12 protein-coding genes are annotated in these 12,516 nt (G+C 64.3%); 10 read left to right on the plus strand and 2 right to left on the minus strand.

What is annotated here, in order from left to right:
• Nucleotides 1–529: 529 nt before the first annotated feature.
• A complete protein-coding gene (locus DBR22_RS02495; protein ID WP_108597632.1) occupies nt 530–844 on the minus strand; it encodes a hypothetical protein in 315 nt (104 codons plus the stop codon).
• A gap of 33 nt (nt 845–877) precedes the next feature.
• Nucleotides 878–1,594 carry a hypothetical protein gene (locus DBR22_RS02500; protein ID WP_108597633.1) on the minus strand — a complete coding sequence of 239 codons (717 nt, stop codon included), beginning with the start codon at nt 1,592–1,594 and terminating at the stop codon, nt 878–880.
• A 335-nt stretch (nt 1,595–1,929) separates the two neighbouring features.
• On the opposite strand from DBR22_RS02500, the gene DBR22_RS02505 reads away from it, so the two are divergent.
• The 10 genes from DBR22_RS02505 to DBR22_RS02550 all read left to right on the plus strand — a co-directional run.
• Nucleotides 1,930–2,235, plus strand: a complete 306-nt coding sequence (locus tag DBR22_RS02505; RefSeq protein ID WP_108597634.1) for a MobC family plasmid mobilization relaxosome protein — start codon at nt 1,930–1,932, stop codon at nt 2,233–2,235.
• A gap of 2 nt (nt 2,236–2,237) precedes the next feature.
• Entirely contained in the window at nt 2,238–3,869 is a 1,632-nt protein-coding gene (locus tag DBR22_RS02510) for a relaxase/mobilization nuclease domain-containing protein (protein ID WP_108597635.1), read from the plus strand.
• 29 nt (nt 3,870–3,898) lie between these two features.
• Complete coding sequence (locus DBR22_RS02515) at nt 3,899–5,131, plus strand: hypothetical protein (RefSeq protein WP_108597636.1); 1,233 nt, start codon at nt 3,899–3,901, stop codon at nt 5,129–5,131.
• Nucleotides 5,132–5,174: 43 nt separating this feature from the next.
• On the plus strand, nt 5,175–5,312 hold the full coding sequence (locus DBR22_RS02520) for a hypothetical protein (RefSeq protein ID WP_258229016.1): 138 nt from the start codon (nt 5,175–5,177) through the stop codon (nt 5,310–5,312).
• A gap of 242 nt (nt 5,313–5,554) precedes the next feature.
• Nucleotides 5,555–6,073, plus strand: coding sequence for a flavin reductase family protein (locus DBR22_RS02525; RefSeq protein WP_108597637.1), 519 nt, complete (start codon nt 5,555–5,557; stop codon nt 6,071–6,073).
• Nucleotides 6,070–6,357 carry a hypothetical protein gene (locus DBR22_RS02530; protein ID WP_108597638.1) on the plus strand — a complete coding sequence of 96 codons (288 nt, stop codon included), beginning with the start codon at nt 6,070–6,072 and terminating at the stop codon, nt 6,355–6,357. The genes DBR22_RS02525 and DBR22_RS02530 overlap by 4 nt, the downstream gene beginning before the upstream one ends.
• A 1,114-nt stretch (nt 6,358–7,471) precedes the next feature.
• Complete coding sequence (locus DBR22_RS02535; RefSeq protein ID WP_219928070.1) at nt 7,472–9,052, plus strand: ABC transporter substrate-binding protein; 1,581 nt, start codon at nt 7,472–7,474, stop codon at nt 9,050–9,052.
• Complete coding sequence (locus DBR22_RS02540) at nt 9,049–10,332, plus strand: LLM class flavin-dependent oxidoreductase (protein WP_108597640.1); 1,284 nt, start codon at nt 9,049–9,051, stop codon at nt 10,330–10,332. Before DBR22_RS02535 ends, DBR22_RS02540 begins: the two co-directional genes overlap by 4 nt.
• On the plus strand, nt 10,329–11,291 hold the full coding sequence (locus DBR22_RS02545) for a hypothetical protein (RefSeq protein WP_108597641.1): 963 nt from the start codon (nt 10,329–10,331) through the stop codon (nt 11,289–11,291). The genes DBR22_RS02540 and DBR22_RS02545 overlap by 4 nt, the downstream gene beginning before the upstream one ends.
• A partial coding sequence (locus DBR22_RS02550; RefSeq protein ID WP_108597642.1) for an O-acetylhomoserine aminocarboxypropyltransferase/cysteine synthase family protein occupies nt 11,281–12,516 on the plus strand: 1,236 nt, incomplete at its 3' end. The genes DBR22_RS02545 and DBR22_RS02550, both read left to right, overlap by 11 nt.

Here is a 12,516-nt window from a genome sequence, read left to right on the forward strand (position 1 = left end):
ATCCAGTCCCAAAGCAGCGAAAAAGGGCCGGCACCTATCGGGTGCCGGCCTTCGTCTTGGCGGATGTTTGTGACGCCGGTCTGTGCGGTTGGTGCCATTGCTTGGATCACGCGGGCCTGCGGTCCTTGGTGGTGATGAGCGCCGCCCTGCAGCTTGTGGTTGTCACCGTCCTGTACGGCCCGAGGATCCCCCGAGCGCCTTAGAACCCTGCCACTGATCAAGGTTCCGTCGCTGCCCGACCTCGCCACGTCTGAACGGTGGGTATCGTCCCTGCTGAAAAGAACCCAACCACCGCGGCGGGGTTGGCCGGCGGCGTCTGTCTTGGTCCATGGGGAAGGTGTCCGCTGGTGACGCGCTTCGTTTCCAGGCTGTGCACATTCGCCGGTCCCGGTGGCGACGTGCCGGCTGGTGGTGTGCCGGCGTTTGTGTGCAGCCGGCCAGGTGGGTCCCGTCGTCCACATGTGTGCGGGAAAAGCCCGAAGGTAGATAGCTTTTGCCGTGCCCATGTGGGCGAGGGGCCTTGGTTCTCCTAAACAGTTTCCGGCTCGGCTGAATCGGTGCCTGCCGCGGTGTCGGCGGGGACGCCGGCGGTCTTGGCCTGGGCTTTGCGGCGGCGGCCTGCGGCGGCTGGTTCGAGGCCGAGCTTTTTGAGTTCTTCGGGGCTCCAGCCGTCGCGGGTGGCTTTGACGTAGGCGCGTTTGTCGTCGCGTTCAGCGGCGGTGAGCTGGTCTTTGAGGTCGGCGACGCGTTGGCGTGCCTGGACGAGTTCTTCGACGGATTTGATGCGTGAGTTGAGCAGGGCTCGGGCCTGGTTTTTGGTTTCTTCGATGTTGATGGAAGCCATGGTGTTTGCGTGTGCCTTTCGTGGTGTTGCGGTTCAGCGTTCGAGGTCGGGGACGACGTGGTGTGAGCGTGCTGTGCCTGCCGGTCCCGCCGAGGTGTTGTCAGGGCTGTGGTGGAGTGCGGCTCTGGCGTGTTGGGGGAAGGAGAGTTCGGCGAGTCGTATCGACGCCGGTACTGGCATTGGGGTGTATCTGTCCATCCGGTGTTCGTGGTGGGCGATGACCTCCGCGAGCGTCACCCGGTCGCTGGAGCTGATCACATCTGCCGCAGAAGGGATCTCCTTGGCGACCATCAGCGCCAGCGTTTCAGTGTGCTGCCGTTCCTGCAGGGGCAGGACGGTTTCGATGCTACGGACCAGTTCCGGAACTACCAGTTCCTGGTCCGCCGTCAGCGCCGGGCCGGCATCTGTGCCGGCGCCAGAGGCGGGGGTGTGCGCGGCACCTTCGGTGGCGTCCGGGATGTCCATTTCGATGCTGACGGCGTAGCCGTCTTCGACTATGCGGGCTCTTCTTCCGGTCAGGTCCTGCATGTGGCGGGTTGCGACATTGTCGATGCTTCCGCACACCTGGTCTGTGCCGCCGCTGAGACGTTCTTCGGCAGCTCGCTGGCGTTGAAGGTTTGCCGGGTTGAAATCCCGCTCGACGCCGAGTTGCAGATAGATCCGCCCTGGACGTGAGTCGTTTGCCTGCCGGTAGGTGCAGATCTGGACCCGGGGCGCCGGGGCGTCCGGGTAGTCGTGTTCTGTGAGCATGGTCCCCCCAAGGTTGGCTGTACAGACGGTGCCAGCCTACCGGCGGCAGGGTGTCACCCCGAGGAGGCAGCCCGGCGTGCCGCGAAAGCCAATTGGGGCGGAGCAAGCTATACATTTACACGGGTGTAAATGGCGTGTCGCTCACGGCCCGTAGTTGTTTGCTTGGCACACTGGCTTGTGTGGTCCCCGGTGTCGGGGTCGCTGCGCTGGGCTTTTGAACTGAGTGGCCGTTTGAGGGATGGGGGGAGTGTGTGTCTGAGGAGAGTGTGCCGCGTTCCCGCCTTTCGAAGCGGCGCCGTGCGAATTCCCCTGCGGGGACGAAGAAGCGCCGCGATGTGTGGGTGACCGCCGAGGAGGAAGCCGCCCTGGTCGCGAGGGCTGCGAGGGAGAAGGTCACGGTCCCGAACCTGCTGCTGACCGCTGCTTTGTCGGAGTCGTCGGAGACTCCGACCGAACGGAAGGCGGCGATGGCTGAACTGATGGCGATCCATACGTTGTTGGCGCGGGTGTCGAACAACGTCAACCAGATCGCGAGGCACGCGAACGCGGGCGATGAATTCCCCCAGGATGCCAAGGCGGCGCTGGCGTATGTGCGTGAGGTGGCGATGCGGATCGACCGGACCATCGAGGGGTTGATGTAGGGATGATCCCGAACATCACCCGCGGTTCCCGGATGTCCGGGCTCATGCTGTACCTGGCCTCCACCGATGCGGATAAGACGAAAAACGCGCACACCGACCCGCACCTGGTCGCCGGCGATGCGGCGATCATGGCCTGGTACGACGACGGCGTCCTCGACAAGGACGACGCGATCGCGATCGCGAAGCATCTGGACCAGCCTAGGAAGGCCTTCGGCGTCGAGGTGCTGCAGAAGGATTACCGCTGGGACCCGGTCAAGAAGGAACGGGTGCCGAACGGCCACAAGCACGCCGACGTGTGGCACTGCTCCCTGAGCCTCCGCGCCGAAGAAGGCGCCCTGACGGACCAGCAGTGGGGTGACATCGCGAACGACTTCGTCGATGCCATGGGCTTTACCGAGGCCAGCGGAAAAGCGCAGTGCCGGTGGGTAGCGATCAACCACGGCACCAGCGAGAACGGCAACCACCACATCCACATCGCCGTGTCCTTGGTCCGCGAAGACGGCACCAAAGCTTCCACCCACGGCGACTACAAACGGGCGCAACAGACCTGCCGTGAACTGGAAACCAAGTACGGGCTCGAAGAGCTGTCCAGCGTCCACGCCACCCGCGGCTACGACCGGGCCGAAAAGGCCACCGCCGCCCGGGAGATGCGCGAAATGCACCGGGCATCCCTGGCCCGCAAGGTGCGCGCCAGCGCCAGCGCGGCAGCGACAGAAGCGGAGTTCGTCCGCCGCGCCCGTGACACCGGGCTGCTGGTCCGGCCGCGCTACGCGAAGAACACCACCGACGTCATTGTTGGCTACTCAGTAGCTGAACGCCCCGCACGTGGGGAGCGCCCTATCTGGTTCGGCGGCGGCACTCTTGCTTCCGACTTGAAGCTCGGCGCCCTGCGTGAAGAGTGGCCCGACTCTCCGCACCTGGCGACCGAGGCAGCAGCGGAATGGAACGCCGCCGCGCGCAACAAGCGCAAGGTCTCCAGGACCGGTCCCGAGAACGCCACACCGTCAGAAGATGTGTGGGTGGAATACACCCGCAACGCCACGGCACTGGTCGAGAAACTTCGCGTCCTGCCTAGGGATGACCACGCCACCTGGGCGAAGGCAGCACGGGAAGTATCAGGGGCGTTCGCGGCATGGTCACATCGCCTGGAACCTACGCCCGGACCCTTGGCAGCGACCGCTGCCGAGCTGTCCCGCACAGCCCAGCTGCGCGCACCACGCCAGTACAGCAAACCCGTAGCACTCCCGTCGATTGCCGGGACGGCCATGTTGTTCATGGCGGCGTCAAGCAAAGACAAGACGGCGGCCCAAGCGGCCCTCATGCTGCAGCTGGTCAACACCGCTTTTGCCATCCACGAGATGCACCAACAATCCGGGCGCGCCAGGGAAGCACAACGGATCCGCGCCGTGGTGACCGAACAACTGAAACCCTTCGCAGCGACCATGCCCAAGCCAGTCACCGTGGGCGCACCGGAACAGGGTGCGCCGGAGAAGACGCCTGTGCCGAAGTCCGTGGAACTGGGTCTCCGAGGCATGGCTCCCATCCGCCCAGATTCTGCAGTACCCACCACACCGACACCTGCAAAAACCCACCAACACACGGGGCGTGAACCAGGCCCTGTGCTCGACCGATAAGAATCACACCAAGTGCAAGGGGGAACACCATGAGTGAATCAGATGGAATCGATGACGTCCTGGACAGCGGAATGCGCCAGTCACTGTTGATCGCCTCGCGGATCGCCGAAACACTGGCCCGCCGGCGGCAGGAATTGCAACGGCAACAGGAACAGCAGGACGCCCAGGCAGCGCACGAAGCCCAGGCGCAGCTGGCTGCCCAACGCAGCGCGGTGCAAGCAGCACTCTCGCCGGTGCATAAGGATCAGTGGTGGGACAAGGCCCAGCCGTCCGATATCGCCACGGCCCATGCCGTCGCGGAAGGCTGGAAAGACCATGACCCCGCGGCGCTGGCGGCCGCGGAGCGAATCCGGCACGAAGTCCTCACCCGCTACGGAATCGACACACACGACGTCGGGGCCGACGCCGCCTACTTGGAGTCCGGCATCGAGACCATCACGGCTGAGAAGGCGCGGCTGGAAGCGCTGGCACTGAGCCGAGAAGAGACGCGCAAGGCAGCTGCCGAACATGAGAAGGCCATACAGCTGCTCGCAGCGGCCCGGGCTGAAGAACTCCGGGCCCAGGCAGAGAAGCTGGCCCCGGAAATGCAGCGCCACCAGGTGCCCGTGGAGTACCTGGCCAGTCCCGAGCTGGCACAGGCTTTGCAGAGGGCACACAGCGCGAAAACCCCGAAGGCAGTTGCCGCTGCCGACGCAGACATCAAGGAACGTTTGTTCCTGATCGGCAAGGACGGTGTCAACGGTCCGGACCTTGACCAGCTGCGCAAAGAAACCACGGCCAACATCAACGGCGCCACCGACTCCCACTTCAAAGACCCCGGGTTCGTCAAAGCAGCCAAGGAAATGCACGAAGCCAAGCTCCTCGCCGAGGGCGGCTTCAAAGGCTCCCAGTTCTCATCCCTCGAGCAGCGGTACGAATGGGCCGAAAAGGAACTCTTCGCCCGCCTTGAAGGCGTCGGCCGCGAGATCGAGAACCGCGTCACCGGCAACGACAGCAGCCGACTGCAAGACCAAGGCTTGAAAGCTGAAAGTACGTCCGCCGCGGACTACGGGTCAGCGGAGCGCCAGGAGTCATTTGCCGCGTCCCTGGCCACGACCGGTGCCAATGAGAACCAAGTCCGCGGGCGGCTAGCGGCAGAGCGCAGCGAGGGAACACACCCCAGCGCCGCCGTGACCGTGGGCAAAGGCGCAGCCAAAGCCAGAAAGACCCGCACGGGAGCATCGCTGGGGGCTGAACGAGGTAAGAGCGGGCCCAGCCGCTAAGCCGAACGCCGGACTGTCAGTGAGCATCGATAGGATCAAACGCATGTCTGACGCCCGTGACCTCGCCCTCCCCAGCGGCTACACCGAACTCCTCGGCGAACTGAAGGACCGGGTGCGGGCCGCCCGCACCAAGGCGCTGCGCACCGTGAACACCCAGCTCATCGAGCTGTACTGGTCCTGAATGCAGAACAGGCGAGTCAATCCGTCATTATTCGGTTCACGGTCCGTTAGTACGGGGAAGCAGCAACCGTAGTCGATGGCGGGGCAGGGAGGGACTAGGAATACTGTCAATCAGGGCTTGGATTACCTCATGATTCGTACCGTGAACGCAGGTTGCCTAGGGCGTCAGTGCGTTTCGCAGTCGATTGATCGTTTTGGGAGCGGGTGGTTGGTTTGAATCACCGGGTCTTGAAAGGAAACGACATGACGGAACACTTTGATCTCACCCCGCAGCGCCTGCGCCACGTCCTGGGCCACTTTGCCTCCGGGCTGACCGTCATCACCGCGGCCACGGACAACGGCCCCGCAGGCTTCACCTGCCAGTCCTTCTCTTCCCTATCCCTCGAGCCGGCACTGGTCACCTTTAGCCCGGCCCGTAGCTCCAGCACCTGGCCGCTGCTGCGTAAGGCGGGCCGATTCACCGTAAACATCCTGCCCGCGGAGCACCAGCATCTTGCCGCCCAGTTCGCCCGTTCCGGTACGGACAAGTTCGCCGGAGTCGACTACTCGCTGTCACCGCTGGGCAACCCGATGCTGGACCAGGCACTCGCCTGGGTGGACTGCGAACTGCATGAAGAATACGACGGCGGCGATCACACCATCGTGGTCGGCGCAGTCCGTGCACTTGCGGCGCAGGAAGATGCTGAGCCGCTTGTCTTCTTCAAGGGCAGCTACTTTCAAGGAGTGGAGCCCAGTGCCAGTCGTCTGGAGAGCGTGGCATGACGCCGGCCAAATCCGGCACCCGAGGACGGGTCCGGGGCCCACTACAGGCCGCTGCCGATTTTCATCCGGAGGACGCCCTGGATGCTTACCCTGCCGAGGACTGGTCCGCGATCACCGTCGGCGCAACCGTTGAGGTCACCCCGTCTGAGGGGCCTCCGTACCGAGGGCGCGTTGACGCCAAGACAACTAACTCCGCAATCGTCTGGGTGGTCGGCCTCGACGGCACGGGACGCCAGATGCATGGCAACCGCGAGGGCGTCCGCCTGCTGCCCACAGCAGTATGAGGACATAATCGGCGCAATCACCGGCAGGGTCCACGCAACCTGCGGTGATGAGCTTTTCTTGCTCCGCCGCCAGATGTACTTCTAGCGTGGCAGGACATCCGGGAGGGGGGTGGAGGTCGCTGCCACGGCGATGGCCCGCAAACGGTCCTGCTTGAACCGCGGTGTGAGCATCGATGTCGTGTGTTTCGCTCAGCACGCTTCGCTCGAGGCCGCGCACTTATGATTTCGGTCGCCCTGCAACTGCAACCGGACCGCGCCTCAGGTGACGTGTTCTGGGAGGCGGGTGCCTGGGCGCAGGCGTTGGCAAACCCCGCCTGCTTTGCAGTAGCTCCTCAGGGTGGCTGGGAAATTGTGGGCGGGAGAATTCTTCACTATTCGCTAATTGGGAAATCGTCGGCACGTGAGGAAGCGCAGGAGGAAATAGGCGCTTCCTGATGCAGGTGGCATCACACCAGGCCGAAATTTTGTCGGTGCTTTGTCTACACCCGAGCGCACTTCTCCATAGCGGTATGCCTGAGGAGCATGCGTCCGAGGGTATCTGTTCGTCGATAAGGACGATACGGCGGTCAGTGTTCAGCCCAATGACAGACTTGCATGTCAATTCACCGGTGCTGGAGGATCGAGGCCAGCCAAGCAAACCTCCGGGCGTTAGTTCGCGGCTCCGATCCCTGAGGTTGTACTCAAACCACTTCGCAAATGTCTCCTATTCAGAACACCGCCCGCGCTGATGTTCCGCATCGGAGCTTCCGGACGCGCTATTTCCCTTGCCTTGTCGTAAGTGGTGGCGGGTTGCGCTCAATGACGAATCGATGCCTTGTATTGCCTACCGTTGCGCACCGCTACTGCTGTTTTCGAAACGCGGCGTCGTGCCGAGTCACCGGGATTAGTTCACCGCAACGCAAAGTGCAGTGAGTCCTCAGGCTTTGTACTGTCGGTGATCATCACAGCCGGACAACAGGTGTTGGCTGTTGGAGGCACAGGAGTTTGGGTCATGTCGGATCTTCGTACGTCAATTGAAAGCGGAAGGCCACCGCGGAAGAAATGGCCGTGGTTGGCTGTCGGTGCGGCCGCCATTGCAGCACTGGGTATCACTTGGGGAGTCTCGGCATCGGCCGTGCAGTCGACAAACACTGTCAGCAATAGCGGCCCTATCCGTGGAGGAACGCTCGAGTTCGGGCTGTTGGATTACCAGCGCAGCCCCGATACCCAGTGGGGTACGAACTACGCTGAATCGATCATCGGCAACAACGTCACGGACAAGCTCACGTGGCAGGATCCCGACACCGGCGAGATCACCCCCTGGCTGGCCAAGTCCTGGGAAACCAACGCAGAGCTGACCGAGTTCACATTCCGCCTGCGGGATGACGTTACCTTTAGCGACGGTTCCCCGTTTAACGCCGCCGCCGTGAAGGCGAACTTCGACCAATACGTGCGCGGCGACAAGGCTCTGAACATCTCCCCGAACGGCGCCACGCTGCTGCCCGGCTACATCGAAACGCTCACACCGGACGAGTTCACTGCCGTCGTCCGCTTTGAAAAGCCCATCGCCAGCTTCCTGCAGGCGTCCTCCTTTACCGGCAACGCGCAGCCGGGCTTCCTCTCACTGGCTACTCTCGCCAAGAGCGCAGAGGAACGGACCGATCCCAAGAACGTGATCGGCACCGGCCCGTTCGTGTATGAGTCTTGGCAGCCGCAGGCTAAGACCGTACTGGTCAAGCGCGAGGGCTACAACTGGTCCCCGCCGGCCATCAAACACGACGGCGAAGCGTACCTGGACAAGATCGTCTTTAACACCATCCCCGAAGCCAGCGTCCGAACCGGTTCCCTTAAGTCAGGAACTATTGACGCAACCCTCGACGTTGGCACCACAGACGAGCAGCCGCTGAAAGACGCCGGGTTCGAAATCATCTCCCGGCAGGTCTCCGGCACCTCTATCTACTTCAACTTCAACGCCTCCATCTTCCCCACGAATGACATCGCTGTCCGCAAGGCCATCCAGCTTGGCTGGAACCGCGAGTCGATTGAAAAGACCGTGCTCACGGATTCCTACTCCATCGCGACGTCGGTGCTCGCTTCCTCCGTGCAGGGCCATGTGGACTACAGCAGCAGCATCCTGAAGTTCGACCAGCAGCAGGCCGCGAAAATCCTGGACGACGCCGGCTGGGGCCCCGGTGCCGACGGCATCCGCACCAAGGATGGCCAGCGCCTCACCGTCAAACTGCTGGGCATCAACAACCTGGTGGTCAACAAACCCGCCTACGAGTCGATCCAGCAGGACCTCAAGAAGATCGGCATCGACCTGCAGCTCACTGTGGTCCCGATTCCGGATTACTCCGCCAATGTCGCCAAAGCCCAGACCGACTGGAACGTTGTGGCCGCCAACCGATCACGCAACGATGCCGGCGTCCTGAACCTGCAGTACAGCCCCAAACTGGGGAACGGGGCCTACCTGACCAAGGACTTCCCGGGCTACGACGAAGTCACCACCAAGCTCGGCGCACTTGAACTCACGCTCGATCCGGCCAAGCGCGCCCAGGCGGCTAAGGACGCCCAGGACGTGCTGCTCGACAAGTACGCGCTGGTCAACCCCGTCTACAACCCCTCGCAGGTGATCGCCCACGCCAAGTACGTGGACGGCATAATCTTCGACGCCCAGTCCCGGAACCACTTCGTCAACACCTGGAAGAACAAGTGACAGGCCCACAGGGCGGCCGCCAGCTCCATATCAACGTCAACATCCTCAACGCCGGTGTATTCGGGGGCTCATGGCGGGTTCCGGAGAACCATCCGCTGTCCGCCTACACCCTGAAGCACTACGTGGACATCGCAAAGAAGGCTGAAGCGGCAAAACTTGACGCGGTGTTCCTCGCCGACGGCCCGGTGATTGAGAAGGACCTGGAGTATCGGCCGGGAAACAGCTTCGAGCCCAGTGTCCTGCTGGCCAGGATCGCCGCCCAGACCAGCCTGATCGGCCTGATCGGCACCTTCTCCTCCAGCTACAATGACGCCAGCGAACTCGCCTCCCGGCTGGCCGCCCTGGACACGGTCAGCGGCGGACGGTTCGGATGGAACGTGGTGACAACGGCAGGGGCTGCTGCCGCTGCCAACTTCGGCCGCGACGGCGAACCAGAGCACGCCAGCCGCTACGTCCGCGCCAGCGAGGTAACGGCCAGCGTTGTTTCGGCCTGGGCCGGTGCCGCGGAATCCGGCGCCCTGCCCGCCTCCCCGCAAGGACGCCCCGTGGTGGTACAGGCCGGTGCTTCCAAGGCGGGCATCCGGCTAGCCGGCGAACACGCAGAAGTCATCTTCACCGCCGCGCAAACCCTCGACGAGGCGCTGGCGTTCCGGCGGGACATCGACGCCGCGGCGGCCACATTCGGCCGGCGCCCCGAGGAAATTGCCATCCTGCCGGGCCTGTCCACCGTCATCGGAAGCACCGAAGCGGAGGCGAAGGAACGGCGCCGGCTGCTGGCTGAGCTGGTGCCCCTCCCGTACGCGATCGGCCGGCTCAGCAGCCAGCTCGGCTTCGACCTGAAGCACGTGGATCTGGATGCGCCGGTCCGCCGCGAAGGACTCCCCGAACCGGAGGCCGCCACCGGATCGCAGACGTTCTACCGGATGGTGCTGGGCATCATCGACCGGGACAACCCCACCTACCGCCAGTTGCTCCACGCCCTGGGCGGCGGGGCAGGCCACCGCATAGTGGTGGGCACGCCCGAGCAGATCGCGGACGACATCGAGCACTGGTACCGGTCCGGCGCCGCCGACGGCTTCAACGTCATGCCGGACGCACTGCCCAGCGGCTTTGACCAGTTCGTGGACCACGTCGTCCCCGAACTGCAGCGCCGCGGCCTGTTCCGCACCGAGTATCAGGGAACCACCCTGCGCGAGCACCTGAACCTGCCCGTACAGGCAACCGTACGCCGCGAACTGCCGGTGCTTGCCGGCGCCGGACCATCCCAAGGAGCAGCATGACCACCGCCCCGCGTCTGATCGTGGAGTTTCCCGGGGCCCCGGCTCCGGACGCCGAGGCCGCGAGGACGGTGGTGGCTGCTGCCCGGGCTGCCGCAGCCGTGGCCACGGCCCGGTCCGTGCCGCTCCTCCTGCCGGAGACCGCCGACGGCGGCGGACCGGGTTTGGATCCCAGCGTCCTTGCCGGGATCCTCGCCGCGGACCTGATCGCCCCGCACACCTCGGGTACTGTCAGGAGGCCAGCCGGCGCCCCGCCGCGGCTGATCGTTGCCGCGAGCAGTTCGCGGAACGCGCCTTATAACCTGGCCCGCCGGATCCAGTCGTTGAACCGGATCACCTGCGGCCAGGTGGGCCTTTTCCTCCGCGCCGACGGCCTTGACCCCGTCACCTCCGCGGCCCCGTCAAGCCCGCCAACGATTGCCGACAGTCATGCCCGGCTCCTGGCTGAGTACGTTGAGGTCCTGCGTAGGCTGTGGGTGAGCTTCCCCGAGGAGGCGCTCGTTGGCGACCGGGACACAGGCAGGTTCGCGGACCCGCGAAGCCTTGTCCCGGCGTCGTTCGCCGGCGAAGTCTATTCGGTGGCAGGAGCCCTGAACGTACCACTGCCCTCCGCGCACCGCACCCTGCTGCTCACGGACGCCGTTGCAGCCGGCCCTGCAGTATCCGTGGACGGCGTCATCGGACCGGACTCCGGCGGGCAGGAAGATGCAGCGGCTCCCAATTACCTGACAGTGACCTGGATTCCGGCTGGCGGGGGAGCTCCGGCCGGAACCAGCCCCGAGGAAGTTGTGGTGACAGGAACGGTTGACGCCGCAGCCCGGGTACTGCGCGAGGCATCTGCGGGGCACGTGCTCCTGAGGGTCCGGGCGGCTGCCAGCCAGTTGGCGACCTTGCTTGAGGCCCTGTTTGAGGCGCTCCCGGCACAACATGAAAGTAGGGATTTTCAAGCACATGTCAAATAACACGCTGACCCACACGGACCACACCTTCGGTTTCACCACCGACCAGGTGCACTCGGGCCACCGCGGAGACCCCGGGCACGGTGCCAGCATCGCCCCGTTGTACCTCAGCGCAGGCTTTGTCTTCGACGACTTCGACCATGCCCAGGCACGCTTTGCCGGGGCAGACCCGGGCTACGTCTACTCCCGGATCAACAACCCCACCAATGCTGCCGTGGAGCAAGTCCTCGCCGCCCTGGACCACGGCGTAGGCGCCACCCTGGTAGGCAGCGGACAGGCCGCCGTCAGCACCGGACTTCTCGGCGTGCTTAAATCCGGCGACCACGTTCTGAGTGCGCCCTCCATTTACGAAGGCACCAGGGCCCTGTTCCGCGGCAACTTCCGCCGGTTCGGCATCGACGTGGAGTTCGTGGAACGGCCCAACGATCCCGGGGACTGGCACCGGCGGGTTCGGCCCAACACCCGGCTGTTCTACGGCGAGGCCATCCCCAACCCCAAGAACGACCTGATCGATATCGAAGCCATCGCGGTCGCCGCCCACGCCAACAACGTCCCCTTCGCCATTGACAGCACCCTCACCACGCCCTACCTGCTCCGGCCCATCGATTTCGGCGCTGACATTGTTTTGCACTCCACCAGCAAGTTTCTGGCCGGGCATGGCAACTCGATCGGCGGGGTGGTGGTGGACGCCGGCCGGTTCGACTGGGCCGCCCATCCGGACCGCTACCCGCACCTGCACGAGCCCATCCACGCCGGAACGGGGGACCGGACCACCTGGGTCGATAAGTTCGGCGTAAAGGCCAACTTCGCCTTCACCCGTGCCGTGGTGGCCGGCCGCCTCGGCCCCAGCTTGTCTCCGTTCAACGCTTTCCTGCTTCAGCAGGGGATCGAGACGCTCTCGCTTCGCATTGACCGGCACTCGCGCAACGCCCTGGCCGTGGCAACGTGGCTGGAACAGCAGCCCGAAGTGGCAAGTGTGGACTACCCGGGACTGCAGTCCAACCCCTACTACCCGCTGGCGCAGAAGTACCTGCCCCGCGGTCAGGGATCGGTATTTGCCTTTACCCTCGCGTACGGGCTGGAGGCCGCGCGGACGTTCTATGACGCGGTAGAGGTATTCACGCGCATGACGCATGTGGGCGACGTCCGTTCCCTGATCCTGCATCCGCCCACCACCACGCACTCAAAACTCAGCCCTGAGGAACGGGAACAGGCCGGTATCCATCCC

This window comes from Arthrobacter sp. HMWF013 (genome assembly GCF_003061105.1).
In the GTDB taxonomy this organism is placed as follows: domain Bacteria; phylum Actinomycetota; class Actinomycetes; order Actinomycetales; family Micrococcaceae; genus Arthrobacter.

Excerpts from the sequence above, each read along its gene's own strand:
- DBR22_RS02495 (WP_108597632.1), bottom strand. The coding sequence starts at position 844 with ATGGCTTCCATCAACATCGAAGAAACCAAAAACCAGGCCCGAGCCCTG.
- DBR22_RS02500 (WP_108597633.1), bottom strand. The coding sequence starts at position 1,594 with ATGCTCACAGAACACGACTACCCGGACGCCCCGGCGCCCCGGGTCCAG.
- DBR22_RS02510 (WP_108597635.1), top strand. The coding sequence starts at position 2,238 with ATGATCCCGAACATCACCCGCGGTTCCCGGATGTCCGGGCTCATGCTG.
- DBR22_RS02515 (WP_108597636.1), top strand. The coding sequence starts at position 3,899 with ATGAGTGAATCAGATGGAATCGATGACGTCCTGGACAGCGGAATGCGC.
- DBR22_RS02520 (WP_258229016.1), top strand. The coding sequence starts at position 5,175 with ATGTCTGACGCCCGTGACCTCGCCCTCCCCAGCGGCTACACCGAACTC.
- DBR22_RS02525 (WP_108597637.1), top strand. The coding sequence starts at position 5,555 with ATGACGGAACACTTTGATCTCACCCCGCAGCGCCTGCGCCACGTCCTG.
- DBR22_RS02530 (WP_108597638.1), top strand. The coding sequence starts at position 6,070 with ATGACGCCGGCCAAATCCGGCACCCGAGGACGGGTCCGGGGCCCACTA.
- DBR22_RS02545 (WP_108597641.1), top strand. The coding sequence starts at position 10,329 with ATGACCACCGCCCCGCGTCTGATCGTGGAGTTTCCCGGGGCCCCGGCT.